Here is a 25,887-nt window from a genome sequence, read left to right as displayed (position 1 = left end):
TTCAGCGCTGAAAGGCGCCGGCGTTCGGGGCGGCGGGCAGGCCCGCGATGTCCGTGCCGCCCGACGCCCGGCCGAACCACGCGGCACCGAGCCGGACGCCCCGGCCCAGCGCCGGCGAACCGGGCCGTAGGTGCAGGTCAGTACGGGAGACGAAGCGGGGGTCCGCCTTCACCGACTTGGGCCCCAGTTTGAAGGCGTACGTCCGCCCCTTGTACACGCCGCCCGCGTCGTCGGCGCCCTTCCCGTCCTCGTACCCGGCCTCACCGCCGACCGAGATCGCGTTGTTGCGCAGCTTGAGTATCGACGGCGAGCACCCGCCGTGGCAGGACCAGCCGATCGTCTCGCGCGCGGGCAGGTAGACCGAGTTGTGCACCGCGATGGTCCCCGTCACCGGGCCGACGATGTGCTGGGGGCCACGGGTGATCAGGAACGATCCATGCTTGCGCGAGGAGGTGACCACGTTGAAGGCGAACACGTTCCCGGCGGCCGTCTTCCCCTTGCGGGCGCCGAGCTCGGTGAACGTCTCGTTGTCGCGGGCGGTGTTGTGCGTGATCAGGTTGCGGTCGCCGTCGAAGATCTCGATCGCCGCCCCGTCGAAGCCATAGTCGTTACTCGGCGCGTAGCTGCCGGTGATGGTGCTGCCCGTCACCGTGTTGTCGTCGCCGTTCAGCAGGATGCCGAACGCCCCGGAGTCGTTGTCGGGCTCGGAGTCGTTCACGCTCATCCGGGCGTTGGAGGTCAGCGTGCTGTCCCTGATGACGTTGCGGGAGCCGCTGGGGGTGACCAGCACTCCGGCGATGTTGCGGTCGGCCCGTACGCCGACGAGCTCGTTGCCGTCGCCGCTCAGCTCGAACCCCGCCCATTGGCAGCCGGAGGCGCGCAGGCCGCTGATGCGCCAGTGGTTGCCGGTCACGACGACGCAGTTGCCGTCCATGCCGGAGATCTTCGCCATGGGGCCGGTCCCGTACGGCTGGATGACGATGGGTTTGGCCGCCGTGCCCTTGGCGCTCAGGGTGAGGGTGCCCGTCCACTTGCTGCCGCGTTTGACGCTGACCGCGTCGCCGGGTTTGAGGTCGGCGGCGCCGATCTTCTCGAGGGATTTCCAGGGTTTGGTGGCGCTGGTCCCGGCAGCCGAGTCGTCGCCCGTCCGCGAATCGACGTAGTAGGTGGTGCCCGCGCGGGCCAGGGCCGAGGCCGGGAGGGCGGGCGCGAGCGAGGCGATGACGGCCACGGAGAGCAACCTCATGCGAACACACCACTATCTAGTTTAAATCTGAACGATGGGGGGCCGCCCACGCTAGCGCGTCACCGCGCGAGGCGCCAGACACGCAGCGAAGGGCCATCACCCGGCAACACATCGGTGTCAGAAGCGTTATAAACCCCTGCCGCCCGCATGGGAAGGGGAATGGCCTGGCCCGGCGCCCTGCGCGCGCACACCAGCAGCGACTCCTCGGCGCTCTCCCGGAGAAAGACCAGGCAGTCGGCGTCGGCGTGCAGCCACCGCAGCCCGCCGTGGCGCAGCGCGGGCTCGGCCCGGCGCAGACCGAGCAGCTCCCGGTAGGCGGCCAGCGTCGCGAGGTCCTGATCGGCGGGCCGGTCCCAGGGCATGGGGGTACGCGCGTGCTCGCCGTTGACCCCCGTCAGCCCGAACTCGCTGCCCGCGAACACCATCGGCGTGCCCGGCAGCGTGGCCTGCAGCCCGAGCGCGACGAGGTGGCGCTCCGCCGAGCCGGTCACGGTGCGGATGCGCGGCGAGTCGTGCGAGTCGAGCAGTTGCCATGAGTGCGCCTGCGAGCGCCACGACAGGTGGGAGGCGAAGGCGCGGAACGTCGCGTACGTCTGGAGCCCGTCACGCGACGGCACCCCGCCGGGCACGCCGAGGAAGTTCGCCAGCTCCAGGTCGGGCGAGCGCAGCCAGGCCCACACCGGCCGGGTGAAGCCGCCGTAGTTCATTGTGCCGTGCCAGCCGTCGCGGTCCAGGTCGGGCGAGGCGTCATGGCAGTGCTCGGCGATGAGCGCCGCGCCGGGCCCGATCGCGCGCCGCAGCAGGGCGGCGATCTCGTGGTTGTGGTCGTCGCGGCCGTGCCTGCCGGTCATGTTCGCGACGTCGACGCGCCAGCCGTCGAGCGGGCCCAGCCACTTCTTCAGTACGGCCGGTATCCGCGCCCGCACCAGGTCGCCGCCCCAGTTGAGCTTGGGCAGCGACTTGACGCCGTACCAGGACTCGTAGTCGCCGGTGGCGGGGTCGAAGTAGAACATCTCCCGCTCCGGCGCGCCCGCGTCGGACATCGCGGCGGTGAACCAGGGGTGCGTCCGGCCGCAGTGGTTCGTGGTGATGTCGCCGATCAGCCGCATGCCGCGCGCGTGCAGCGCGTCGGCGAGCCGGTGCAGCGCCTCGTCGCCGCCGAGCAGCGGGTCGACGCGGTCGAAGTCGGCGGCGTCGTAGCGGTGGTTGGAGCGGGCCGGGAAGATCGGTGTCAGGTAGACGGTGTCCGCGCCGAGCGCCTGGACGTGGTCAAGACGCTGGACGATGCCGTCGAGGTCGCCGCCGTAGAACTGCTGGGACGTGCCGGGGCCCGAGGGGATGACCGGGTCGCGGTCCCAGTCGCGCGGCAGCGCCCAGTCCGGCAGCTCCCGCATCGGCCTGGACCTGGCGAAACGGTCAGGGAAGATCTGGTAGACGATCGCGTCGGCCAGCCACGGGGGCGGCGTCTCGTGGCAGACCAGCCGGAAGTCGGTGGCGTCGGTGACATCGTGCGTGACGAGCCCGGCCGCGGTCAGCCACGCCTGGCCGCCCTCGGTGTGCAGGAGGAAGCGGTAGGGGGTGACCGGGTTGGCGGCGACGAGGTCCGCGCGCCACCAGATGTCCGTCTCGCCGTACCCGCCAACGGAGCCGGGGGTGTCGGGTGAGGCGGCGGTGAAGCGGGGTTCGCCGTCGCGGACCGTACGGACGTGCACACCGGTGATCCCGGCCGACAGCGGCGCCCGCAGCCGGACCGTCACCGTCGAGCCGGGCGCCGGCGCCTGGGTGGAGACGTACAGAGCGGAGCCGTCGTGATGCGGCTCGCCGAGGAAGCGCAATGAGACCTATCCCTTGACGGCCCCGGCCGTGAGCCCGGAGACGATGTACTTCTGCAACCACAGGAACACGCCGACCGTGGGGACGGCGGTGAGCAGCGTGGCCGCGGCGAACATGCCGAAGTTGGCGTTGCGCTGGTCCCCCGCGATCATCCCGTACATGCCCACGGCCAGCGTCTTGCTCTCCGGATCGCGCAGGAAGACGTTGGCCATGATGAACTCGCTCATCGTGCCGATGAAGGCCAGCAGCGCGGTGACCGCGAGGATCGGCGTGACCAGCGGCATGATGAGCCGCCAGAAGATCTGCGCGTGCGTGGCGCCGTCGACCGTGGCCGCCTCGTCGAGCTCCTTGGGGACGGTGTCGAGAAAGCCCTTCATCAGCCACGTGTTCACGCCCAGCGCGCCGCCCAGGTAGAGCAGCATGAGCCCCCACACGGTGTTGAAGCCGAACGCGGGATAGAGCTCGGTCACCTTGGTGAAGATCATGAAGATCGTCACGATGGCCAGGAACTGCGGGAACATCTGGATGAGCAGCAGCGCCAGCAGCCCGACCCGGCGCCCCCGGAAGCGCATCCGGCTGAAGGCGTAGGCGGCGAACATCGACAGCAGCAGACTGGCGAACGACGACGTCAGCGCGACGAACACCGAGTTGATGAACCACCTGGCGAACGGATACCGGTCGGAGGTGAACAGGTCGGCGAAGTTCCCGAGGCTGGCCCCGGTCGGCAGCAGGTCGGTGGAGGCCAGCGTGCCCAGCGGGTTGATCGCGGCGGAGACCACGAACAGGATCGGAAAGACCGCGAACGCGCACACCACCAGCACGAACACGTGCCGCAACGCGAGTCTCATGCGTAGACCTCCTCCTGTCTGCGGGTCCGGCGGAAGGCCACCGCGGAGATGATCGCCACGATCGCGAAGATGAACACCGAGATCGAGGCGGCGAAGCCGAACTGGGCGCCGTAGGTGCCGAACGCCAGCCGGAAGGTGTAGGTGATCAGCAGGTCGGTGGCCCCCACCTGCGGGCTCTCCGCCGGGAACGGGCCGCCCTCGCTGGTGAGGGCGATCGCGTTGAAGTTGTTGAAGTTGTAGGCGAACGACGAGATCAGCAGCGGCGTCAGCGCCACCAGCAGCAGCGGCAGCGTCACCTTGCGGAAGCCCTGCCACGGCGTCGCCCCGTCGATGGAGGCCGCCTCGGTCAGCTCGCGGGGGATGGCCTGCAGCGCGCCCGTGGTCACCAGGAACATGTATGGAAAGCCCAGCCAGAGGTTGACCAGAATGACCGCGAACCTGGCGGTGGACGGCTGCCCCATCCAGTCGACGTCCAGCCCGAACAGCTGGTTGATCAGCCCGAAGTCGCGGTTGAACATGTCCCGCCAGACCAGCAGCATCGCGAAGGCGGGCATCGCGTACGGCAGGATCAGCGCGATCCGGTAGAAGCGGGTGCCGCGCATGCGCGGATGGTGCAGCGCGAGCGCCACGGCCATGCCGAGCGCGAACGTGGCCGCCACGGATACCAGGGCGAACACCACGTTCCATCCGAAGACCCCGATGAAATATCCGGAGATCGTGGGATTCGTCAGGACGCGGGTGAAGTTCGCGAAGCCGACGCTCACCTGCCAGCCCTGCGCGAGGTGCGCGCCCGCGGCGTTGACGAAGTAACCCTGCCCCTCGTCGGCCTTCCATCGGTCGCCCTCGCCCTGGACGCAGTCGCAGCGCGCGTCATAGACCAGCGCCGAGCGGCCCTCGACCGCGCGGCTCAGGCCGTTCGCCTTGATCAGGCCGCCGCGGGTCGGTACGGCCAGCGCCGCGATCTGCTGCGCCCTGGCCGCCGCCTGCGGTGCCGTCAGCACGGTGAAGCCGGGCGCCCGCAGCACCTTGCCCGTCACGCCCACCTCGGCACCGGTCACCGGCGCGAGCCCGGCCGGGTCGCCGGCCTGGACCTGCTTGGTCTTCGGGTCCACGAGGAGGAAGACCAGCCGGTCGCCCTTGAGCGCCGTGGTCAGGCTGTACTCGGGTGAGCCGGGCGCCTGGCGTACGGAGCCGGTCTCGATCGCCGTGATGGCGGCCTGCTTGTCGCCGCGGTGGCCGTCGCCGAAGTTCGTGAACGCCGTGCTGACCGTGTAGAGGACCGGGAACACCTGGAAGGCGATCAGGAAGACGGTGCCGGGGATCAGGTACTTGGCCGGGATGAAGCGGCGGGTCAGGTAGAGGTAGGCGATGGCCGCGGTGGCCAGGCCGAGGACCGCCAGGGCGGGCCACGACCCGGCGGCGATCAGGGGCGGCGCCGCGTACACCAGGAGCGCCGCCGCCACCGCGAGCACCACGACTCTGCTGACCAGGAACGCCGTGGTGATCTCGCGGCGGGGCCGCGGGGGAGCATGGGATCCCGCGGCCGCACGCACGTCCAGGGACATGACGTCAGTTCTTGAGGGAGCTGTCGATGGCCTTCTGCGCGGCCTCGGCGGCCTTGGCCGCGTCGCCGCCCTTGACCACCGCCGCCTCGGCGATGCCGAACGGCTCCCAGACGGCCTGCATCTCGGGGATGGCCGGCATCGGCATACCGTTCTTGCCCGCGTCCATGAACTTGCCCGCGTCGGGGTCGGTCGCGCCGACCTCCTGCAATGCCTCGGTCAGCGCCGGGGGCCGCGGGTCGGCCGCGTACAGGGCCTTGGCCACGTCCTTGTTGGTCACGTAGTTGGCGACGAACTCCTGCGCCAGGGTCTTGCTCTTGCCCTTGGAGGCCACGAAGAACGACTGGACGCCGACGAACGGGGTGGCGGGCTTGCCGTCCTTGAACGACGGGACGGGCGTGATGTCGTAGCTGATGCCGCCCTTCTTCACATCGCCCATGGCCCAGGGTCCGGAGATCAGGAACGCGCACTTGCCGCCGGCGAAGCTGGCGATGTAGTTCTCGTTGGTGATGGACGTCTTGAGCGCGCCGTCACCCTTCTCCCCCAGCTCCTTCAGCTTGCCGAACGCCTTGACCGAGTCGGGCGAGCCGAGCAGCACCTTCTTCGGGTCAGGGTCGCCGGAGGCGGTGGTGCCGAACAGCGAGCCGCCGCCCGCCGCGAAGATCGGGTAGACGTGGAAGGCGTCGCCCTTCTGCGCCACCGGCAGGCAGAGCACCTCCTTGACCTTGCCCGCCGCCTTGAGCTCCTTGCCCTTCTTGACCATGTCCTCGAGCGTCGCGGGGGCCTCGGGCGCGAGCTTGGTGTTGCGGATCAGCGCGATGTTCTCCACCGCGTACGGCGCGGCCATCACCTGCCCGTTGAAGGTGACCGCCTTGATGGCGATCTCCGGGAACGCCGCCTTCTGCGCGTCGGTGAGGTTGACCGGGTCGATGGCACCGTTCTGCACCAGGTTGCCGATCCAGTCGTGCGCGCCGACCATGATGTCCGGGCCGCTGCCCTGCTGGGAGGCGGTGAGGAAGGTCTGCTGGTTGTCCTTGCTGATCTCCTTCACCTCGACGGTCACGCCGTTCTCGGTGCCGAACTGCTCGGCGAAGGGCTTGAGCGCCTTGACCCGGTTGGGGTCGGCCCAGATCACCAGCTTGCCGCTGCCCTTGTCGGCGGGGGCCGAGGAGGAGGCGGCGGCGGAACCGCTGGGGGCGGCGGAGGGGGTGCCGGGCTGAGAACCGCCGCAGGCCGTGGCGGCTAATGCCAGGGACGTGAGAGCGGCCACACCCAGGGCTCGCTTGCGCATGGGACCTCCTGAGGTCACGGAGGGAGCAATTGACCGCTTTCGCGGCTTATGTTTCCGGGACGTTAGCGACTCTTTGCAAAATTTGGAAGAACTTGCGAAAGAGCGTTACCCGATCCAGACCCGCTGGATACTCCCTTGACCTCGCCAACCGAACGCGGCGGAGAAGTGGGGCCCCATCTGCAACTTTCCGCAACTTACACTTGACCCCACTGAACCATGCAGGCCATCCTGCACCAGACATCACGGACAAACCCCGGAAGGACCCCCATGCTCGGCAACGACGACTGGTGGCGGGACGCCGTCGTGTACCAGGTCTACCCACGCAGCTTCGCCGACGCGAACGGCGACGGCATGGGAGACCTGCCGGGCGTGCGCGAACGCCTGGACTACCTCGCCGAGCTGGGCGTGGACGCCATCTGGCTGAGCCCCTTCTACACCTCGCCGATGGCCGACGGCGGTTACGACGTGGCCGACTACCGCGACGTGGATCCGATGTTCGGCACGCTGGCCGACCTCGACGGGCTGATCGCCGACGCGCACGAGCGGGGCATTAGGGTGATCGTGGACCTGGTGCCGAACCACTCCTCCGACCGGCACCCGTGGTTCCAGGCAGGGCTGCGCGACCGCTACATCTTCCGGGACGAGCCCAACGACTGGGAGTCCATCTTCGGCGGCCCCGCCTGGACCCAGGTGGCCGACGGGCAGTGGTATCTGCACCTGTTCGCGCCCGAACAGCCCGACCTCAACTGGGACAACCCGGAGGTGCGGGCCGAGTTCCGCGACATCCTGCGGTTCTGGCTGGAGCGCGGGGTGGACGGCTTCCGCGTCGACGTGGCGCACGGCATGGTCAAGGCCGCCGGGCTGCCCGACGTGGGGCCCAAGGAGGGCCGCCAGGCCGAGATGCTCGGCGACGAGCGCGTGCCGTACTTCGACCAGGACGGCGTGCACGAGATCTACCGCGAGTGGCGGCCGATCCTCGACTCCTACCCCGGCGGGCGGATGGCCGTCGCCGAGGCGTGGGTGTCCTCCCCCGAGCGGCTGGCCCGCTACGTCGGCCCCGACGAGCTGCACCAGGCGTTCAACTTCGACTTCCTGCTGGCCGACTTCCACGCCAAGTCCTTCCGCGCGGTCATCGAGAAGGCGCTGGCCGAGGCGGAATTGGTGGGCGCGCCGACCACCTGGGTACTGTCCAACCACGACAAGCCCCGGCACGTCACCCGCCACGGCGGCCTGGCCAGGGCCAAGGCGGCCACGCTGCTGATGCTGGCGCTGCCCGGCTCGGCCTACCTCTACAACGGCGAGGAGCTCGGCCTGCCCGAGGTGCTCGACCTGCCCGACGAGCTGCGGCAGGACCCGGCGTTCCTGCGCAGCGGCGAGAGCCGCGACGGCTGCCGGGTGCCGATCCCGTGGACCACCGCCCCCGGCCTCGGCTGGCGGGACCCGTGGCTGCCGATCCCCGCCTCGTGGGCGGCGCTGTCGGTCGAGGCCCAGCACGACGACCCCGGCTCCACGCTGAACCTCTACCGGACCGCGCTGCGCCTGCGCAAGGCCCACCCGGCACTCGGCGGCGGCACGCTGACCTGGCTCGACTCGCCCAAGGACGTGCTGGCCATCGAGCGCTCGCCCGGCCTGGTCGTCATGCTGAACACCAGTGACCAGCCGGTGGAGGTGACCGGCGAGGTGCTGCTGTCGAGCGGCCCGCTCACCGCGGACGGCACCCTGCCGCCCGACACCACGGTGTGGCTCCAGCACTGACACGGGGCTGTTGGAGAATGGGACAAACTTTCCCCTTGTCCGACATATCGGGGTAAATGCCGTTAGTAGCCTCGATTTGATGTCACGCCTATGGGCGAGTTCTCTCCGCGGCCGCATCACGCTGGTGGCGGCCGCGGTGGCTACCGCTGTGCTGATTCCCGTGGGGACCGGCACGATCCTCGTGGCCAGGTCCGTGGTCGAGGCGAACGTGTGGAAGCAGACCAGGGACACCGCCGAGCAGGTGGCGGCCGAGTGGCGCGTGGGCGACCTCCCGCTGGGCGCGGCGATGCCGCTGATCGACCCCTCCGTCGACCTGATCCAGGTCGTCACGCCGACCGGTCAGGTGGTGGCGACCAGCGACGCGGCCCGCAACCTGCCGCCGCTCAGCGACGTCTGGCCCACCGCGGACAACCGGGTCATCAGCACCACGCACTGCCTGCCGAGGCAGTGCGTCCACCTGACGGCCGTCCGCACGTCGCCGTCCCCGACCTCGAACGTCGTGTACGCCGGGCGCACCACCCCCGGCCTGCTGGACACGAGGATTCTGGAGGCCGTCGTGCTCACCGAGATCCTCGTGCTCATCGCGCTGGCCACCTGGACGACCTGGCTGGTCATGGGCCGGGCGCTGCGGCCGGTGGGCGCGATGCGGGCCGAGCTCGACGCGGTCAACGCCAGCGACCTGAGCAGCCGGGTGAGCCAGCCGCCGGGCAAGGACGAGGTCGCCCAGCTCGCCAGGTCCGTCAACGGCACGCTGGCCCGCCTGGAACGCTCGGCGTACCAGCAGCGCCGGTTCGCCTCCGACGCCTCGCACGAGCTGCGTACCCCCATCGCCGGGCTGCGCGCGCAGCTGGAGAGCGCCCAGCTCTACCCCGAGGACACCGACTTCATCGCGCTGGTGGACAGCGCGCTGCGCGACACCGACCGGCTCGAAGCGATCATCACCGACCTGCTGCTGCTGGCCAGGATCGGCTCCCGCGTGGACGTGGTGAAGGAGCGGGTGGATCTCGCCGTCCTGGTCCGCGACGAGCTGTCAACCCGCAATGACCGGCTGCCCGTCAAGCTGATGCTGGACGAGGGCGTGGTGGTGGAGGGGGTACGCCTGCAACTGGCCCGGGTGCTGACGAACCTGCTGGACAACGCCCAGCGCCATGCCGAGAGCATCGTCAAGGTGGCGGTCACCAGGGACGGGGACATGGCCGTACTGGCCGTGGAGAACGACGGCGTGGAGATCGCGCGGGCCGACCGCGAGTCCATCTTCGAGCGCTTCACCCGCCTGGACGCGGCCCGCAGCCGCGACTCCGGCGGCACCGGCCTGGGCCTGGCCATCGCGCGCGACGTGGCGGTGGCGCATCGCGGCGAGATCCACGTCGAGGAGTGTCGCGGCGGCGCCCGCTTCGTCCTGAGGCTGCCTGCCGTGTGACACGATCCACCTCCCGTTAGTCACCTTGTGACATGAAACGGTGGATTTCCTGATTGTTTGTCCGAGATCATGGGCACATGACGGAACAAGCGCCGCAAGGTGTGGACCCGCACATCCCCAATGCGTCGCGGATGTACGACTACTTTCTCGGTGGCAAGGACAACTTCAAGGCCGACCGGGATCTCGCCGAACTGGTGATGAGCGTCCTACCCGAGGTCAGAGAGGGCACGAGGCAGAACCGCAAGTTCATCGGGCGAGTGGTCGAATACCTGTGCCGTCAGGGCATCACCCAGTTCCTCGATCTCGGCTCCGGCCTCCCGGCCGCGGAGAACGTGCACGAGGTCGCCCACCGGTTCGCGCCGGACGCGCGCATCGTCTACGTCGACAACGACCCCGTGGTCGCCGCGCATGGCCGCGCCCTGCTGGCCGACCCGAAGAAGGTCGCCATGGTGCTGGGCGACGGCCGCGAGCCGGAGAAGCTCCTGCAGCATCCCGAGGTGCTGTCGGTGCTGGACTTCGACCAGCCGGTCGCGGTGCTCATGATGTTCTTCCTGCACCTGGTGCCCGACGAGGACCGCCCGCAGGAGTTCGTGGCCGCCTACCGGGACGCGCTGGCGCCGGGCAGCTACCTGGCCATCTCCCATGTCGGCAACGACGTCGTGCCGGAGCGGGTGGCCAAGATCGTTGAGTTCTACCAGAAGGCCAACTCGCCGTTCTGCCCGCGCCCCGGCGCGGAGATCGCCCGGTTCTTCGGTGACTTCGAGCTGATCCCGCCGGGGCTGGCCAGCGGCCTGGGGCCGGAGGTCGGCTGGCCGTTCAACGACCCACAGGAGACGATCTTCCTCGACGACGAGATGGCGCGGATGGGCTACGCGGGCATCGGCCGCAAGCTCTGACCCGTCTGACGACGGAGCAGAGCTTGCGGCGACCAGCGGCTCAGACCGGCGACATCTCCCGCCGCTCGTCGTCCGCCGCGGGCGGCTCGGGCCGCTCGTCCTCGTCCAGCAGCGTCGACTCGTCGAACGGCGCGTTGCCGGCGAGCACCTCGGCGGCTCGTTCCTTGTCGAAATCCCCCGTCCAGGTGGCGACGAGGATGGTGCCGACCGCGTTGCCGGCGAAGTTCGTCAGGGCGCGGGCCTCGGACATGAACCGGTCGATGCCGACGATGAGGCCGACGCCGTCGACCAGCGCCGGCCGGTGCGACTGGAGAGCACCGGCCAGCGTGGCCAGGCCCGCTCCGGTCACGCCCGCCGCGCCCTTGGAGGCGATCATCATGAACAGCAGCAGCGCGATCTGCTCACCGAACGACAGCGGCGCTCCGGTGGCCGAGGCGACGAACAGCGTGGCCATGGTCAGGTAGATCGCGGTGCCGTCGAGGTTGAAGGAGTAACCGGTCGGCACGGTGATGCCGGCCACCGTACGGCTCACGCCGAGGTGCTCCATCTTGGCGATCAGCCTGGGCAGCGCGGCCTCGGACGACGACGTGGACAGGATCAGCAGGAACTCGCGCCCCAGGTAGCGGAAGAGCGGCCACATGCCCACCTTGGCCACCATCCACAGCAGCGGGCCGAGCACGAGGCCGACGAACAGCAGGCAGGTGATGTAGAAGGCGACCATGATGATGCCCAGGGCCTTGAGCGCGTCCAGGCCGGTGGCGCCGACGACGGCGGCGATGGCGCCGAACGCGCCGATCGGCGCCGCCCACATGATCATGGCGAGGATGCGGAACACCAGCCGCTGGATGTGCTCGACGGCCGTCAGGATCGGCGCGGCCTTGGGTCCCATGGCCAGCAGCGCGAACCCGACGAGGAGCGCGACCAGCAGCGTCTGCAGCGTCTGTCCCTCGGTGAACGCCGACACCAGCGTGGTCGGGATGATGCTGAGCAGGAAGTCGGTCGATCCGGCGGCGGCCCCCTTGGCCGCCTCGGCCTCCGCGGCCTGCTTGGCCGCGTCGGTGAGGTGCAGCCCTGAGCCCGGGTCGATGAAGTTACCGACCACGAGTCCGATGATCAGGGCTACGGTGGACATGATGGTGAAGTAGCCGATGGTGAGGCCACCGACCTTGCCGACCTTGGCCGCCTTGCTGACCGAGCCGACACCGAGCACGATCGTGCAGAAGATGATCGGGCCGATCATCATCTTGACGAGGTTGACGAACGCGGTGCCGAGCGGCTTGAGCTCCTTGCCGACGTCCGGCCAGACGAATCCGACCAGGATCCCTAGCAGCACCGCCACGATGACGGCCATGTAGAGAAGGTGGGTGCGATCACGACGCATGGGACGGTCTCCGGTCGTATGGACGAGACTGCTAACCATGCGAATATGCGCTCTGTGGTGACGCAGGTCACCATTGCGTAAGTTTCGTACACTGAAGAGATTCCCATGAGCCGATGGACCCTGGCCGGCCAGATGCTGGCCCTGCAACTGTTCGTTGTCGTCCTCACCCTGGTGAGCGCCGCCACGCTCGTCTCCGTGCTGGCCGGCAACCTCGTCACGGCCGAGGCGGCGGCCCAGGCCAGGGCGGCGGCCACCGCGGTGGCGGCCTCGCCCGACGTGCTGGCCGCGCTGGACGCTCCGTCGCCGACCAGCCGCCTGCAGCCGTTCGCCGAGCAGGTGCGTACCCAGACGGGCGTCGACTTCGTCACCATCATGAAGCCCGACGGAACCCGCTACACCCACCCCAACCCGGCGGAGATCGGCAAGCGCTTCCTCGGCCACATCGACCAGGCCCTGCGCGGGCAGACGTTCACGGAGACCTACACCGGCACGCTCGGCCCGTCCGTGCGGGCGGTCGCCCCGGTCCGCGCGCACGGCGCGACCGGCCCGGTGCGGGCGCTGGTCAGCGCGGGCATCAAGGTCGAGAGAGTGAGCGCCAGGCTGCGCGGCCTGCTCTTCTGGACCGGGCTCATCGCGCTGGTCGTGCTCGCCCTCGGCGCCGCCGGCACCTGGCTGGTGACGGCCCGGCTGCGCAGGCAGACACACGGGCTCGGGCCGGCCGAGCTGGGCCGCATCCACGAGCACCATGACGCGGTGCTGCACGCCGTACGCGAGGGGCTGCTGCTGGTCGGCAAGGACGGCACGCTGACGCTCTGCAACGACGCCGCGCGGCAGCTGCTCGGCCTGCCCGCCGACGCCGAAGGGCGGCACCTGGACGAGCTGGGCCTGTCGGAAGTGCTGGACGCCGGCCAGGAGGAGCGGGTGCACCTGGTCGGCGACCGGGTGCTGGCCGTCAACGGCGCGGCCAGCAGGCTGGGCACGGTGGTGACCGTGCGCGATCACACCGAGCTGCAGGCGCTGGCCGGGCAGCTGGACGCCGAGCGCGGGTTCGCCGAGTCGCTCCGGTCGGCCGCCCACGAGTCGGCCAACAAGCTGCACACGGTCATCACTCTGGTGGAGCTGGGCCGCACGGAGCAGGCCGTGGCGTTCGGCACCGCGGAGCTGCGGGCGGCGCAGCATCTGACGGACCGGGTGATGGGCGCGGTACGCGAGCCGGTCCTGGCCGCGCTGCTGCTGGGCAAGAGCGCGGAGGCGGCCGAGCGCGGCGGCGAGCTGGTGATCAGCGAGGACAGCGAGCTGGACGACCTCGGCCTGGACGCCGGGGAGCTCGTCACGATCGTCGGCAACCTCATCGACAACGCGATCGACGCGGCGACGCGGGTCGAGGTGCTGCTGCGGGCCGGGCCGGACGGCTTCCTCATCAGGGTGGCCGACGACGGGCCCGGTCTGACCGCGCCCGACGCGTTCCGGAAGGGCTGGACCACCAAGGGCGACGGGCACGGGCTGGGGCTCGCGCTGGTGGGGCAGGCGGTGCGGCGGCTGGGCGGGTCGATCGAGGTGGACGGCTCGGTGTTCACCGTACGACTGCCCGTTCCCGAGCCCGCGACGGAGCCGGTCCGATGATCTCGGTGCTGGTGGTCGAGGACGAGGAGATCACCGCCGAGGCCAACCGCATCTACGTGGCCCGGGTGCCGGGCTTCGAGGTGGCGGGCGTGGTGCGCTCGGGCGGGGAGGCGCTGCGGTTCCTGCGGCGCACGCCGGTCGATCTCATCCTGCTCGACCTGTACCTGCCCGACATGCCGGGGCTGGAGGTCTGCCGGGCCGTACGGGCGGGCGGGCTGCTGTGCGACGTGATCGCGGTCACCTCCGCGCGCGATCTGGCCATGGTGCGTTCGGCGGTGTCGCTGGGCATTTCCCAGTACCTCCTCAAGCCGTTCACCTTCTCGACACTTCACGAGAAGCTGACCCGCTATGCCCGGTTCAAGGAGGAGGCCTGCGAGATCGTCGGGCAGGGTGACGTGGACCGGGTGCTCGGCACCCTGCGCGGCCGCTCCGAGCTGCCGAAAGGCATGGCCCGCGACACCCTCGACGTGGTCGTCGCCGAGCTGCGCGGGCGCCCCGCGGGGATGTCGGCCCAAGCCGTGGGGACGGCGGCCGGGGTCTCCCGGGTGACAGCCCGCAGATACCTGGAACACCTGGTGGAGCTGGGGATCGCGGTACGGATGCCACAGTACGGCGGAGTGGGCCGTCCAGAGTTGCTCTACCGGATCCCCCCGGAAAGTTAATAAAGGGGATGCTGCTCGTTCAATCCGTGCCTCTAGCTTCGGGATGCAATCCGTAAGCACTGAGGAGTCACGTTGCGAGTCCTGGCCGTTGTTCCCGCCCGCGGCGGTTCTGCGGGTGTTCCCCTGAAGAACCTCGCGCCGGTCGGTGGTATCCCCCTGGTCACCCGAGCCGTACGCGCCGCGCTGCGCAGCGAGCTGATCGACCGGGTGGTGGTCAGCACCGACCACGCGGGAATCGCCGAGGCCGCCAAGGAGGCGGGCGCGCACGTCGTGGACCGTCCGGAAGAGCTGAGCGGCTCGACCGCCTCCAGCGAGTCGGCGGTCCTGCACGCGCTCGACACGCTCGGTGAGGACCCGGAAGTGGTCGTGCTCGTGCAGTGCACCAGCGCGTTCATCGACTCCGAGGACCTGTCGGCGGCCGTGCGCAAGGTGCTCGACGGCGAGGCCGACGCGGTCGTGTCGGGCCTGCCGACGCACGAGTTCCTCTGGACCCCGGCCGGCGCCGGGATCAACCACGACCCCGCGTTCAGGCCGCGCAGGCAGGACCGTGAGCCGCAGTTCCGCGAGAACGGCGCGTTCTACGTCATGCGCACCTCCGGGCTGCGCGAGCACGGCCACCGCTTCTTCGGCACCATCGCCGTGCAGCCGGTGCCGGTGCGGCACGCGATCGAGATCGACGACCCCGAGGACCTGGAGCTGGCCCGCGCGCTGGCCCCGTTCGTGGACCTGCCCGAGCCGATCGACGTCGACGCGGTCATCACCGATTTCGACGGCGTGCACACCGACGACCGCGCCTACGTCGACTCCGACGGCCGCGAGATGGTGCTGGTCAGCCGCTCCGACGGGATGGGCATCGCGCTGCTGCGCCGCTCCGGGGTGAAGGTGCTGGTCATGTCGACCGAGCACAACCCGGTCGTGGCCGCCCGCGCCCGCAAGCTGGGCGTGCCCGTGCTGCAGGGCATCGCCGAGAAGCGGGTCGTGCTGCGCGACTGGCTGACGATCGAGGGCCTCGACCCGGCCCGCGTCGCCTACGTGGGCAACGACGTCAACGACCTGGGCCCGATGGCCGAGGTGGGCTGGCCGATCGCGGTGCCCGACGCGCACCCGCGGGTCCGGGCGGCCGCCAGGGTCGTGCTGTCCAAGGCGGGCGGCGAGGGAGCCGTACGCGAGCTGTGCGACCGGGTCGTGGCGGCCCGGCCCGCGGAGCCTGCGCCTGAGACCAGGCAGCGGCCCAGGTTCGGCCCGGTGGCGGTCGGCGAGGTGCTGGTCGGCGACGGCGAGCCCGTCTACGTCATCGGCGAGATCGGCATCAACCACAACGGCGACCTCGACCTGGCCCGCCGGCTCATCGACGTGGCGGCCGACGCGGGCTGCCAGGCGGTGAAGTTCCAGAAGCGCACCCCGGCGATCTGCGTGCCCGAGGCGCAGAAGGGGCAGATCAGGCAGACGCCCTGGGGCGAGATGACCTATCTGGAGTACAAGGAGCGGACCGAGTTCGGTTACGACGAGTACCGCCAGATCGCCAAGTACTGCGACGAGCGCGGCCTGCACTGGTTCGCCTCGCCGTGGGACGTGCCCTCCATCGACTTCCTCGAAGAGATGGACGTCGTGGCGCACAAGATCGCCTCGGCCAGCGTCGCCGACCATGAGCTGCTGCGCGCCCTCGCGGCGACGGGCAAGCCGCTGATGCTGTCGACCGGCATGTCCACGCTCTCCGAGATCGACCAGGCCGTCGAGATCCTCGGCACCGACAAGCTGATCATGATGCACGCCACCTCCACCTACCCCCTCCCGCCGGAGGAGGCGAACCTGCGTACGATCACCACCCTCAAGGAGCGCTACGGCGTGCCCGTCGGCTACTCCGGGCACGAGCGCGGCCTGCAGATCTCGCTGGCCGCGGTGACGCTCGGCGCGGTCTGCGTGGAGCGGCACATCACGCTCGACCGGACCATGTGGGGCTCCGACCACGCCGCGTCGCTGGAGCCGTCGGGTCTGGAGCACCTGGTGCGCGACATCCGGATCATCGAGCAGGCCATGGGCGACGGCGTCAAGCGCGTCTTCCCCGGTGAGGAGGCCCCCAAGGCCCGCCTGCGCCGCGTCACCGTCTGACGAGCGCGATCTTGACCACTCTGTCCGTCATCGTGCCCGTGCGTGACGGCGAGCGTTTCATCGCCGACGCGCTCGCCTCGCTCTGCCGCAACGCCCGGCGCGACTTCGAGTTCATCGTCGTGGACGACGGGTCGGTGGACGCCACCGGCGCCATCGCCGATGACTTCCGCGCCGACCTGCCCGGCCTGTCCGTCCTGCGCAATCCGGCGCCGGTCGGGCTCGCCGACGCGCGCAACACCGGGCTGTCGGCCGCCTCGGGCCGGTACGTCACGTTCATGGACGGCGACGACTGGCTCGCCCCCGGCTACCTGGCCGGGCTCGTCGAGGCCATCGAGGGCCTCGGCTGCGACTTCGTCCGCGCCGACCACGTACAGGTCGAGGGACGTAAGCGGGTCGTGCACCGCGCTCCGCTGGCGCGGCGGGGCGTGGTGCTCAACCCTCGGGACGCGATCCTGCCCGCGAACGTGCGGACCATGGTCGACTATCCCTACGCCTGGGCCGGGATCTACCGGCGCTCGCTGCACGATCTGCTGCACTTCCCCGGCTCGCTGCACACCGCCGAGGACCGGCCGTGGATCTGGCGGCTGCACAGGGAGGCGGCCTCGTTCGCGGTGGTCTCCCTGGCCGGGGTGTTCTACCGGCGGATGGTGTCGGGGTCGCTCACCCGGGTGGGCGACGAGCGGCAGCTGCACTTCTTCGACGCCTTCGAGCTGGTGTTCAAGGACCTCGAGGAGGAGTTCCTGCCCAAGGCCGTACGGAACTTCTGCGCGCTGCTGGCCCACCACCTGGAGATCGCCGACCGCTTCACCCCGCAGCTGCGCGCCCGGTTCGAGGAGCGCGGCGCGGAGATGGTGCGCACGCTGCCCACCGGCCTGGTGGCGGACGTGGTGTCGCGGATGTCCGTGGAACGCGAGGCCACCCTGCGGGCCCTGCTGCCCGACCTCCCCCCGAACCCCCACGTGCGGCCGCGCCGCGAACGGGAGGACTCATGACGACCGTCTTCTACGCCTCGACGCTGTTCGGGGCGATGTCGCTGGCGGCCGGGATCGACGACGGCCGCTTCGCCGAGGGACGCCGGGTCCTCATCGTGTCCAACAACGCGGCGATCCCCGAGGTGACCGTCCCGCTCGACCGGACGCCGGGCTTCGCGGTGCTGCGCTCCCGCTTCGACGAGATCCACTCGTGGAACGACCTGATCGCGCCGCTGCACCCGTCGGACTGGAAGGCCCGCGTCATCGAGGTGCCGATGATGGAGCGGCTGATCCGCGCTCAGTTGGGGCTCGAGGACGCGGCCGAGCTGGTGCTGGAGTCGATCGCCGTGCCGCCCGCCCGGACGATCGCCGGGCTGGTGCGCGACTGCCCGATCACCGTCTACTCCGACGGCCTGATGAGCTACGGCCCGACCCGCGACCCGCTGCCCGCCGAGATCTTCCGCCGCATCACCCGCCTGCTGCATCTGGACCTCGTGCCGGGGCTGGAGCCGCTCCTGCTCAGCGAGTACGGCGTGCCGGCCCAGATCCTGCCGGACGAGGCGTTCCTGGCGGTGGTCCGGCAGGTGGCGACGACCGCGCCCGACATGCTGGCCGGGCAGGCGATGATCCTCGGGCAGTACCTGTCCGCGCTGGAGATCGTCACGCCGGAGGAGGAGGCGGCGCTGCACGAGACGATGCTGCGCGGCCTGGTCGCCCGGGGCTACTCGACCGTCGTGTTCAAGCCGCACCCGGCGGCCGGGCGCCGGCACGCGCAGCTGCTCAGGGCCGCCGCCGAGCCGCTGGACGTGCGGCTGCTGGTCGCCGGGGAGAGCGTCCCGGCCGAGGTGTGCTTCCCGGCGCTCCGGCCCGAGCTGGTCGTGGGCTGCTTCTCGACCGGCCTGATCACGGCCGGGCGCTACTTCGGGCTGCCGGTGGCCTCGTACGGGACCGATCTGGTGCTGGAGCGGCTGGCCCCGTACGAGAACAGCAACCGGGTGCCCGTCACGATCGTCGACGCGCTGCTGCCCCGCATGTCGGCGGACGGCACGATCGAGCCGGCGCCGCGCGGCTACCTTCGGGAGCTGGTGCGGGCCGTGGGTTACTGCATGCAGGCCGAGACCTATCCGGAGCTGCGGCCGGTGGACTTCGACTTCGACCCGCGCTACTTCAAGCGCAAGCGCCTGGAGACGCTCGGGCTGACGGCCAAGCCCACGGCGCTGACGCGGCTGCGCCGCAAGATCCGCTCCGCGATCTGAACGAGCGGCGCCCCCGGAGGACAGCGTCCTCCGGGGGGCAACGACTTCAGGACAGCGCCCGCAGATAGCGGCGCATCCGCCGCTTGGCCCGGTAGCCGACGCGCAGCATGGTGGGCGGCACGTCCAGGCGCATCCTGGCCCGTCGGCGGGCGGCGGCGTGCTCCGGCCCGTCGAGCAGCGACCTGGCCGGGACCCGCGGGCCGCCGGCCACCAGCCCGCCCAGCAGCGCGGCCCAGTCGTTGCGCTCCGCCGGGTGGAAGTAGTTGGCCGCGCACCACCTGGCGTCGGCGGCGCGGAAGCCGCCGCCGGCCAGCTCGTCGAGCGTGCCCAGCAGCCCGCTGTCCTCGAACACCAGGTTGATCATCTCCGCGCTCACGCCGAAGTCGCTCAGCACCAGCAGCGGCACGTCCTGCGCGATGGCCTCCAGCGCCGCCGTCGAGCTGACGGTCACGAACCCGGCCGCCTGAGCCAGCTGGTCGTGCATCGAACCCACCTCGAACGCCACCCGCCCCGGCTCGCCGAGCTCGCGCCAGAGCCGCTGGTAGTGGAAGCGCTCGTTGTGCGTCTGCCGCTCGTCCTCCAGCGCGCGCAGCTTCACCACCACGTCCAGGTCCGGGCGGCGGGCGGCCAGCTCGGCCAGGGACAGCAGGATGCGTTCGCGATCCTCACGCTCACGCGGCACCTTGGCCTGGGTGGCGAACACCACGCGGTTCCCGCCGCCGCGCACGGCCCGCGGGCGCAGGAACGGCAGCCGGGCCAGCCCGACCGCCCCTCCCCCGCCGAGCTGGGCGGCGATCCCGCCGAACTCGGCCACTTCCCGCTCGCTGTGCACCACGAACAGGTCGCACCCGCTGCGGAACAGCCACGCCTTCTCCGTCGCGGGCACCGAGATGCCCGGCAGCCCGGTCACGAACACCGGCCGCGGCCGCAGCCCGGCGAACGCCTCGGCCACCAGTACGTCGACGACCGGCCCCGTACAGGCCACGATGATCGCGTCCGGCCGCGTCCGCTCCGCCAGACGCCGCACCGCCCGCGCCGGCATCAGCGGCGGCGCGGGACGCCCGCCCACGGCGGCGGCGATCTGCTCGGGCGAGGGCGCGATCGGCGTGCGCACCACCGCGAGGTCCGTCTCGCAGCCGGGCGGCAGGTCTTCCAGCAGGCAGGACGCCCACTTCAGGTACGAGTCGGAGTCGGCCACGGCCAGCACTCTCAAGTGGTCACTCCAGTCAAATACGGGCAGACGCCCAGTCGTATGGGTTGAACGCCGGTCTTGACCGGCCGTTCCAGTCACGTACGGAGCAAGCCGGTCACCCGGCGACTCCGTCAGCTGCGGGATGAGCCGGTCACCCGGCGACTCCCATCAGCGGCGAGATAAGCCGATCATCCGGCCACTCCGGTCAGATGGGAGCGCAGGTCGGGGGCCGCCCTGCTGGTCCACCAGTCGTCCGGCACGTCCACCGCCTCGACCGCGACGCCGCGCGGGCCGAGCAGCACGCGCAGCGAGGTGATCGCGGTGGACGGCAGGCTGAGCACCCGCTGGCCGGGATCGAGACCGCGCAGCGTCAGCTCAGCGGGTACGCCGGCGTCGTGCACGGTGATCTCGGGCCGCTCGCGGATGACCGCCACGTCAGCGGGGTCCTCGCGGCGGTGCGGGAAGTAGGCGAGCGGCTCCTCGGCGGCCCGCTCCATCAGCCAGCTCAGGTAGCGGTCCCGGTGGACCAGTCCGTTCCTGACCAGGGAGGTGCCGAGCACGACGGTCCGCTCGGCCGGTCCCGGCCCGCTCAGCGGCTGCTCGCGCAGCCAGCCGAAGTCGTGGCGGACCAGGTCGACGCCCGCCGCGCGGACGGCCGCCGCCAGCTCGTCGGTCACCGGCAGCGCGGTGAAGACCGACACCCGGCTCGCGCGCAGCCTGATCGCCGCCGCCAGCCCCAGGGCCGCGCGCAGCTTTCCCGGGTGGGCCCGCGCCCGTAACAGCGGTTTGTACGGCCCTTCGGCTAGCAGAGACAGCAACCGGAGCGTGGCCAGCCCGTCATCGACGATCACGATGCGGCCCGGATGGGAGACGAGCCAGCGCAGCTGAACCCGGCCGGAGAAGGCGTCGCCGACGGCGTGCGGGGAGCGCGGCATGCGCTCGCGCGGCTCGGCCAGCTCCAGCCCCTCGGGCAGAGCCAGACCGGACAGCTCCCGGCGAGTGGCTTTGAGCGCTCGCAGCCCGGCACGCGGCACGACGACCGTGGCAGGCCCGAGCAGTCCAGCGCGGTGCGCCTCTATGGCGCACAGCATCTGAAGCGGGGACTCCACCCAGGCCGACGCCTGTTTGCCCACTCTGTTACCCCCGCGGGGTGATAGCCCGATCACGACCGCTTCAAGCTAGCCCGGCCGCCTTAAGCCGCCAGAAACGGGACATGAACAATGGGACCCATGAACTCGCTACTACTCAACAGCGACGGCGTGCAGGTGCCGCAGCTCGGGTTCGGCGTCTGGCAGGTGCCGAGCGACGAGGCCGAACAGGTCGTGACGGCCGCTCTGGAGACCGGTTACCGCCACATCGACACCGCCAGCGCGTACGGGAACGAGGAGGGCGTCGGCCGGGCCGTACGCGCCTCGGGGATCCCGCGCGAGAAGCTGTTCGTCACCACCAAGCTCTTCAACAACGACCACGAGCGGGCGGAGGAGGCGTTCGACGAGAGCCTGTCCCGGCTCGGTCTCGACTACGTGGACCTGTACCTGATCCACTGGCCGGTGCCGTCCCGGAACAAGTATCTGCAGGCCTGGCGCGGCCTGGAGAAGATCTACCGTCAGGGACGGGCCAAGGCGATCGGTGTGTCCAATTTCACCATCGAGACCCTCACCCGGGTCATCGACGAGGCCGACATCGTTCCGTCCATCAACCAGATCGAGCTGCACCCGTACTTCCAGCAGCGCGCGCTGCGGGAGTTCCACGAGGCCAACGGCATCCTCACGGAGGCGTGGAGCCCGCTGGGGCAGGGCAAGGGCCTGCTCGGCGACCCGGCGCTGGCCGTGCTGGCGGAGAAGCACGGCAAGACGCCGGCCCAGATCGTGCTGCGCTGGCACATCCAGCTGGGCAATGTGACGATCCCCAAGTCGGTCACGCCCGCGCGGATCAAGGAGAACTCCGAGGTGTTCGACTTCGTCCTCGACACCGAGGACATGGCGGCCATAGGCGCCCTGACCAAGCAGGACGGCCGGATCGGGCCCGACCCGGAGACTTTCAGCTGGATGGGGTAAGTCCCTAGGATCTTCCCCCATGAAGGATCTCGCATGGGGCATAGCGGCCACGGGTGTCATCGCTGCAAGGGTCGGGGCGGTCATCGCCGCTGAGCCGGGAATGCGGGTGGCCGCCGTCGGTTCGCGCGACCTCGGCCGCGCGCGGGCGCTGGCCTCGGAACTGGGCGCCGAGTCGGCGTACGGCTCGTACGCGGAGCTGTGCGCCGACCCCGGCGTCGACGCGATCTACGTGGCGACCCCGCACGCCCAGCACCTGGAGGTCGCCGAGGCGGCGATCGCGGCGGGCAAGGCGGTGCTGTGCGAGAAGCCGCTCGCCGCGTCCGTCGCCGACGCCGAGCGGATGGTCCAGCTCGCCCGCGATGCCGGGGTGTTCCTGATGGAAGCCATGTGGACCCGGTTCAATCCGCTCATTCAGCGGGTGGCCGGCGATCCCCGGTTCGGGGAGATCCGCTCGGTCCAGGCGTCGTTCGGCTTCAAGGCTCCCTACGACCCCGCGCACCGGCTGTGGGCGCCGGAGCTGGGCGGCGGGGCGCTGCTCGACCTGGGCGTCTACTCGTTCGGGCTGGCGCAGCTGCTGCTCGGGATGCCCTCACGGATGCACGTCACGGGCTCGCTGGCGCCCTCGGGGGTGGACGCGGAGGCGGGCGGGGTGCTGGTCTATCCGGGCGGCAGGCGGGCCCTGGTGGAGTGCTCGCTGCTGGGCCCGTACGCGAACGACGCCCTCGTGGTGGGCACCGACATGCGCGCCCACATCAAGGCGCCGTTCTGGGCGCCGGAGCGGGTCGTGCTGAGCGGGCCGTCGATGGAGACGGAGGAGTTCGTGCTCGATCCGGCGGACAACGGATACGCCGGCGAGGTGCGCGAGGTACGGGACGCCATGGCCGAAGGCAGGACCGAATCCGCGATCATGCCACTTGACGAAAGCCTTGCCATGATGGGGCTTCTGGCCGACGCGAGGGAGCAGCTCTCTTAGCTGGCGATTTATCCATTTGTAAGACCCTTGCCACTTGCATTACCTTTGTGGTCATATGAGGCATACGTCCGGTTTGTCCGTTCGTTGCCAGACCATCGCACAAAGGCATCACAGGACCGTCCTGTGACCGCTGAATCCGCCTCGCGCGGAACCGGGGACCCACCGTCCTTTGGGGTGTATCGGCACGTCACGTGCCGTAGGACAGCTTCCACGTCCGAACCCGTCAGCTAACCCGGTAAGCGGCATGGAAGCAAGGAGTTACCCCCTCGATGGCCAAGTCCCATCTTTTTCGCGCCACCAAGTCGACCTTCGCTCACGTCGTCCTCGGCGTGAGCGTCGCGGCCGCCGCCTTCGCCGGCCAGTCCGCCGCCCACGCGGACACCGCCACCGCCCACGCTGCCGCGGCCCCGGCACACGCCGCCGCCGCGAAGAGCCACCCGGAGAGCGAGGTCAAGGCCAAGGCCACGGTCTCGCGGGTTCTGGCGCTAGCCAAGGCCCAGGTCGGCACCACTGAGAACGCCTACGGTGGCGGCACCAAGTTCCAGAAGTGGTACATGAACTCCCCGCGCGCCCTGGAGACCCTCAGACGCGACGGCGGCACCCGCGCGGACTACCTGAACGCCGCCTGGTGCTCGATGTTCGTCTCGTGGGTCGGCGAGCAGTCCGGCGCGCGCAGCATGATCGGCTGGGACGCCTACACGGTCGAGCACGCGAAGTGGTTCGCCAACAACAACCACTGGGGCACGACCCCGAAGCCGGGCGCCGTGGTGTTCTTCTCGTGGGGCGGCAGCAAGAGCCTGGACGACATCGAGCACGTCGGCTTCGTCGTCAAGGACAACCACGACGGCACAATCTCCACGATCGAGGGCAACACAGGCAACGGCAGCGTCCAGCAGCGCGTCCGGCCGACGTCCCAGGTGGTCGGCTACGGCTACCCGAACTACGGGGCCTGACGACTTCCTGATCGAGGGCTCTCCTGCCGACGAGCGCGCGTCCTACTGGACGCGCGCTCGTCGGCGTCCTACTCTCCCGTACCGGCGTCTTACTCTCACGTACCGGCTGCCGAAAAGCCCACCACGTTGGGCTGAACAGCGCATGGCTGCCTTATCTGCCCATCCGACCGCAACCCCCCAAGTTTGGGGATGTCACGGGCCTGCCGTCACCTCGGACACTGACGGTGGCCGGACAGCGAGCCGGTTCTCGATACTGGAGGAGGGGACATGTCACCGACGACGCAGCAGGACAACTGGCGCTTCTGTAACAAGTGCTACACCCTTTGGTGGAATGGCCGCCCCGACAACGGACACTGCCCCGCGGGCGGCGCCCACGAGGGACACGGCAGTTGGAACTTCTACCTCCCGGCGAACCCCGCCGAGCACATCTGACGCAAGACCGGACCCCCGGCCGATCTCCCCGCGACGCCACGGCTTCGCGGGGAGATCGGCGTTGGACGACGCTTTCGGCGATCCGGCGAGTCAGCCCAGTTGCTGGGCGTTCAGGCCGGTGAGGCGTTCGTAGGCGGGGCTTTCGCCTGGGTAGACGACCTGGATGTCGATGGGAAGGGCTGTCCCAGGATCGACGCTGTGCCCGCCGCCTTCGGGGGAGCCGAGCAGGACGGCGCCGTCGCTGCCGTCGCGGAAGATCTCGCCCCAGAAGGTGTCGACGAAGCTCTTGGACAGCAAGGTTCCCTCCGGCAGGCCGCCGAAGCCCACGGCCCATTTCATGACGCGGGTGTCCTCGGCGTGCATCGTGAGCCGGTAGGAGTAGATGTGGCCCGAGCCTTCCGCCCAGTGGCCTCGCAACTCCTGGTCGACGCGCAGGTTCCCCACGAAGCGGGCCGCCAGCGCGGACTGGGCCTGGTCGTTCCAGGAGCCGTTCGGGCTCTCGGCCATGGGGATGTCCGACAACCTCGCGATCGAGGCTCCCCGCTCCACCGGCAGTGAGTGTCCCTGCTGGTTGGCGGCCGAGAAGAGCGCGTTGTCCTCGACGGTGTTGTTGACGACGGCGCTCACCCCATCACCGCTGTGGTCGAACCCGTACTCGGAGAAGTCGTTGGCATGCGCGCCCATCGGAATGGCCAGGATTTTGTCGCCACGCCCCGGGGTCTGGCCCGCGTTGAAGTTATTGGCCCGATAGAGACAGAAGTGCCCCTCGGGACACGCATCGGCCCCCTGGCCGTAGATCAGCTTTGGTTCCTTGTCGTCGCTCATCGCGCTCCCTAACCGTTGACGGTCGGCGCGGCTGCCCTGGTGGCAGCCGCCGGGTTCTGCGGACCATGGTTGTCTCGGGTGCCGTTCGAGGACGTAGCCCAGAACATCGTGACGACGGAAACGGCGCAGAAGCCCAACAGATACGGTATGCGCCGTAATAGCTACTCTGTGTATTGACACGCGAGGTTCGCCGCCGACTATCTGCAGCCCCTGGAGTCAGGACTCGAACAGCCCGCAAGTCACCCGACTTCCGCCTGCTGCCTGCGGCGGCGGTCGCCTTCGTGGTCCTGATCGGCTCCGGCGTGCCCGCCCGCGCGGCGGACGCCTCCGCCATGACGGCACCGTCCTGCGGCAGGGCAGGACACTGGCCATCTATACGCTCCCGTACTACCGCAAGAACTGGCGAGAAGCGGACTACGGCGGATCCCAAGCCCGGATCACGGCCAGGAGGATGTCCGGGTCCTCGCTGGAACGTAAGATCGCCGGTCCTTACCGCTGGCGGGCTGAAGGCGCCGGTCTTGGTTCGCGGTGCCGATGACGCTGCGACGTCTCCTGGTGAAGAATTTCTGCTCACGTGTCGATTCGGGGCCTTGACCGTTCGA

The 25,887-nt window shown here is 70.1% G+C and carries 21 protein-coding genes and 1 riboswitch; of the genes, 12 read left to right on the top strand and 9 right to left on the bottom strand.

Annotated features, from left to right (window positions below; all coding sequences use genetic code 11):
* Position 1 precedes the first annotated feature (1 nt).
* The 5 genes from AB0C30_RS35805 to AB0C30_RS35785 are packed head-to-tail and all read right to left on the bottom strand — an operon-like array spanning position 2 to position 6,780.
* Complete coding sequence (locus tag AB0C30_RS35805; RefSeq protein WP_357952582.1) at positions 2-1,246, bottom strand: right-handed parallel beta-helix repeat-containing protein; 1,245 nt, start codon at positions 1,244-1,246, stop codon at positions 2-4.
* Positions 1,247-1,305: 59 nt separating this feature from the next.
* Positions 1,306-3,081 carry a glycoside hydrolase family 13 protein gene (locus tag AB0C30_RS35800; protein WP_357952581.1) on the bottom strand — a complete coding sequence of 592 codons (1,776 nt, stop codon included), beginning with the start codon at positions 3,079-3,081 and terminating at the stop codon, positions 1,306-1,308.
* Between the two features lie 6 nt (positions 3,082-3,087).
* Positions 3,088-3,927, bottom strand: coding sequence for a sugar ABC transporter permease (locus tag AB0C30_RS35795; RefSeq protein WP_357952580.1), 840 nt, complete (start codon positions 3,925-3,927; stop codon positions 3,088-3,090).
* Positions 3,924-5,492 (bottom strand): ABC transporter permease subunit, encoded by a 1,569-nt coding sequence (locus tag AB0C30_RS35790; protein WP_357952579.1) that lies wholly within the window; start codon positions 5,490-5,492, stop codon positions 3,924-3,926. The genes AB0C30_RS35795 and AB0C30_RS35790 overlap by 4 nt, the downstream gene beginning before the upstream one ends.
* A 4-nt stretch (positions 5,493-5,496) precedes the next feature.
* Positions 5,497-6,780 carry a maltose ABC transporter substrate-binding protein gene (locus AB0C30_RS35785; protein ID WP_357952578.1) on the bottom strand — a complete coding sequence of 428 codons (1,284 nt, stop codon included), beginning with the start codon at positions 6,778-6,780 and terminating at the stop codon, positions 5,497-5,499.
* Between the two features lie 267 nt (positions 6,781-7,047).
* Between AB0C30_RS35785 and AB0C30_RS35780 the strand changes: the two genes are divergently transcribed.
* From AB0C30_RS35780 to AB0C30_RS35770, 3 genes are all read left to right on the top strand, one after another.
* On the top strand, positions 7,048-8,535 hold the full coding sequence (locus tag AB0C30_RS35780) for a glycoside hydrolase family 13 protein (protein WP_357952577.1): 1,488 nt from the start codon (positions 7,048-7,050) through the stop codon (positions 8,533-8,535).
* A 79-nt stretch (positions 8,536-8,614) separates the two neighbouring features.
* Positions 8,615-9,955 carry a HAMP domain-containing sensor histidine kinase gene (locus tag AB0C30_RS35775; protein ID WP_357952576.1) on the top strand — a complete coding sequence of 447 codons (1,341 nt, stop codon included), beginning with the start codon at positions 8,615-8,617 and terminating at the stop codon, positions 9,953-9,955.
* Positions 9,956-10,032: 77 nt separating this feature from the next.
* Entirely contained in the window at positions 10,033-10,851 is an 819-nt protein-coding gene (locus AB0C30_RS35770) for an SAM-dependent methyltransferase (RefSeq protein ID WP_357952575.1), read from the top strand.
* 40 nt (positions 10,852-10,891) lie between these two features.
* Here AB0C30_RS35770 and AB0C30_RS35765 read toward each other — a convergent pair whose 3' ends face one another.
* Entirely contained in the window at positions 10,892-12,232 is a 1,341-nt protein-coding gene (locus AB0C30_RS35765) for a cation:dicarboxylase symporter family transporter (protein ID WP_357952574.1), read from the bottom strand.
* Positions 12,233-12,337: 105 nt separating this feature from the next.
* Between AB0C30_RS35765 and AB0C30_RS35760 the strand changes: the two genes are divergently transcribed.
* The 5 genes from AB0C30_RS35760 to AB0C30_RS35740 all read left to right on the top strand — a co-directional run bounded on the left by AB0C30_RS35760 (position 12,338) and on the right by AB0C30_RS35740 (position 18,853).
* Positions 12,338-13,855, top strand: a complete 1,518-nt coding sequence (locus AB0C30_RS35760; protein WP_357952573.1) for a sensor histidine kinase — start codon at positions 12,338-12,340, stop codon at positions 13,853-13,855.
* Positions 13,852-14,517 (top strand): response regulator, encoded by a 666-nt coding sequence (locus tag AB0C30_RS35755; RefSeq protein ID WP_357952572.1) that lies wholly within the window; start codon positions 13,852-13,854, stop codon positions 14,515-14,517. The genes AB0C30_RS35760 and AB0C30_RS35755 overlap by 4 nt, the downstream gene beginning before the upstream one ends.
* Before the next feature lie 72 nt (positions 14,518-14,589).
* On the top strand, positions 14,590-16,626 hold the full coding sequence (locus AB0C30_RS35750; protein ID WP_357952571.1) for an N-acetylneuraminate synthase family protein: 2,037 nt from the start codon (positions 14,590-14,592) through the stop codon (positions 16,624-16,626).
* A gap of 11 nt (positions 16,627-16,637) precedes the next feature.
* A complete protein-coding gene (locus AB0C30_RS35745) occupies positions 16,638-17,618 on the top strand; it encodes a glycosyltransferase family 2 protein (RefSeq protein WP_357952570.1) in 981 nt (326 codons plus the stop codon).
* Positions 17,615-18,853 carry a polysialyltransferase family glycosyltransferase gene (locus tag AB0C30_RS35740; protein ID WP_357952569.1) on the top strand — a complete coding sequence of 413 codons (1,239 nt, stop codon included), beginning with the start codon at positions 17,615-17,617 and terminating at the stop codon, positions 18,851-18,853. The genes AB0C30_RS35745 and AB0C30_RS35740 overlap by 4 nt, the downstream gene beginning before the upstream one ends.
* Before the next feature lie 46 nt (positions 18,854-18,899).
* On the opposite strand, the gene AB0C30_RS35735 is transcribed toward AB0C30_RS35740, so the two are convergent.
* Together AB0C30_RS35735 and AB0C30_RS35730 are read right to left on the bottom strand one after the other, a co-directional pair.
* Positions 18,900-20,060, bottom strand: coding sequence for a DUF6716 putative glycosyltransferase (locus tag AB0C30_RS35735; RefSeq protein WP_357952866.1), 1,161 nt, complete (start codon positions 20,058-20,060; stop codon positions 18,900-18,902).
* Between the two features lie 173 nt (positions 20,061-20,233).
* On the bottom strand, positions 20,234-21,178 hold the full coding sequence (locus tag AB0C30_RS35730; protein ID WP_357952568.1) for a hypothetical protein: 945 nt from the start codon (positions 21,176-21,178) through the stop codon (positions 20,234-20,236).
* Positions 21,179-21,274: 96 nt separating this feature from the next.
* Here AB0C30_RS35730 and AB0C30_RS35725 point away from each other — a divergent pair, with 96 nt between their 5' ends.
* The 4 genes from AB0C30_RS35725 to AB0C30_RS35710 all read left to right on the top strand — a co-directional run bounded on the left by AB0C30_RS35725 (position 21,275) and on the right by AB0C30_RS35710 (position 24,460).
* Positions 21,275-22,102, top strand: coding sequence for an aldo/keto reductase (locus tag AB0C30_RS35725; RefSeq protein ID WP_357952567.1), 828 nt, complete (start codon positions 21,275-21,277; stop codon positions 22,100-22,102).
* Positions 22,103-22,121: 19 nt separating this feature from the next.
* A complete protein-coding gene (locus AB0C30_RS35720) occupies positions 22,122-23,075 on the top strand; it encodes a Gfo/Idh/MocA family oxidoreductase (RefSeq protein ID WP_357952566.1) in 954 nt (317 codons plus the stop codon).
* Between the two features lie 118 nt (positions 23,076-23,193).
* Positions 23,194-23,332, top strand: a riboswitch (cyclic di-AMP (ydaO/yuaA leader).
* Between the two features lie 12 nt (positions 23,333-23,344).
* The gene (locus tag AB0C30_RS35715) at positions 23,345-24,028 is read left to right on the top strand and encodes a CHAP domain-containing protein (protein ID WP_357952565.1); all 684 of its coding nucleotides are present in this window, start codon (positions 23,345-23,347) and stop codon (positions 24,026-24,028) included.
* Between the two features lie 267 nt (positions 24,029-24,295).
* Positions 24,296-24,460, top strand: a complete 165-nt coding sequence (locus AB0C30_RS35710) for a hypothetical protein (RefSeq protein WP_214641500.1) — start codon at positions 24,296-24,298, stop codon at positions 24,458-24,460.
* Positions 24,461-24,550: 90 nt separating this feature from the next.
* On the opposite strand, the gene AB0C30_RS35705 is transcribed toward AB0C30_RS35710, so the two are convergent.
* Complete coding sequence (locus AB0C30_RS35705) at positions 24,551-25,285, bottom strand: hypothetical protein (protein WP_357952564.1); 735 nt, start codon at positions 25,283-25,285, stop codon at positions 24,551-24,553.
* Positions 25,286-25,887: the final 602 nt, after the last annotated feature.

The organism is Nonomuraea sp. NPDC048901 (assembly GCF_040649695.1).
Taxonomy (GTDB): Bacteria; Actinomycetota; Actinomycetes; order Streptosporangiales; family Streptosporangiaceae; genus Nonomuraea.
This window is presented reverse-complemented; position numbering and strand designations above follow the sequence as displayed.

Bases quoted from the DNA above. Each gene is read 5' to 3' on its own strand.
- AB0C30_RS35805 (WP_357952582.1), bottom strand. From the start codon at position 1,246: ATGAGGTTGCTCTCCGTGGCCGTCATCGCCTCGCTCGCGCCCGCCCTC.
- AB0C30_RS35795 (WP_357952580.1), bottom strand. From the start codon at position 3,927: ATGAGACTCGCGTTGCGGCACGTGTTCGTGCTGGTGGTGTGCGCGTTC.
- AB0C30_RS35790 (WP_357952579.1), bottom strand. From the start codon at position 5,492: ATGTCCCTGGACGTGCGTGCGGCCGCGGGATCCCATGCTCCCCCGCGG.
- AB0C30_RS35785 (WP_357952578.1), bottom strand. From the start codon at position 6,780: ATGCGCAAGCGAGCCCTGGGTGTGGCCGCTCTCACGTCCCTGGCATTA.
- AB0C30_RS35780 (WP_357952577.1), top strand. From the start codon at position 7,048: ATGCTCGGCAACGACGACTGGTGGCGGGACGCCGTCGTGTACCAGGTC.
- AB0C30_RS35775 (WP_357952576.1), top strand. From the start codon at position 8,615: ATGTCACGCCTATGGGCGAGTTCTCTCCGCGGCCGCATCACGCTGGTG.
- AB0C30_RS35770 (WP_357952575.1), top strand. From the start codon at position 10,033: ATGACGGAACAAGCGCCGCAAGGTGTGGACCCGCACATCCCCAATGCG.
- AB0C30_RS35765 (WP_357952574.1), bottom strand. From the start codon at position 12,232: ATGCGTCGTGATCGCACCCACCTTCTCTACATGGCCGTCATCGTGGCG.
- AB0C30_RS35760 (WP_357952573.1), top strand. From the start codon at position 12,338: ATGAGCCGATGGACCCTGGCCGGCCAGATGCTGGCCCTGCAACTGTTC.
- AB0C30_RS35755 (WP_357952572.1), top strand. From the start codon at position 13,852: ATGATCTCGGTGCTGGTGGTCGAGGACGAGGAGATCACCGCCGAGGCC.
- AB0C30_RS35740 (WP_357952569.1), top strand. From the start codon at position 17,615: ATGACGACCGTCTTCTACGCCTCGACGCTGTTCGGGGCGATGTCGCTG.
- AB0C30_RS35725 (WP_357952567.1), top strand. From the start codon at position 21,275: ATGAACTCGCTACTACTCAACAGCGACGGCGTGCAGGTGCCGCAGCTC.
- AB0C30_RS35720 (WP_357952566.1), top strand. From the start codon at position 22,122: ATGAAGGATCTCGCATGGGGCATAGCGGCCACGGGTGTCATCGCTGCA.
- AB0C30_RS35715 (WP_357952565.1), top strand. From the start codon at position 23,345: ATGGCCAAGTCCCATCTTTTTCGCGCCACCAAGTCGACCTTCGCTCAC.
- AB0C30_RS35710 (WP_214641500.1), top strand. From the start codon at position 24,296: ATGTCACCGACGACGCAGCAGGACAACTGGCGCTTCTGTAACAAGTGC.
- AB0C30_RS35705 (WP_357952564.1), bottom strand. From the start codon at position 25,285: ATGAGCGACGACAAGGAACCAAAGCTGATCTACGGCCAGGGGGCCGAT.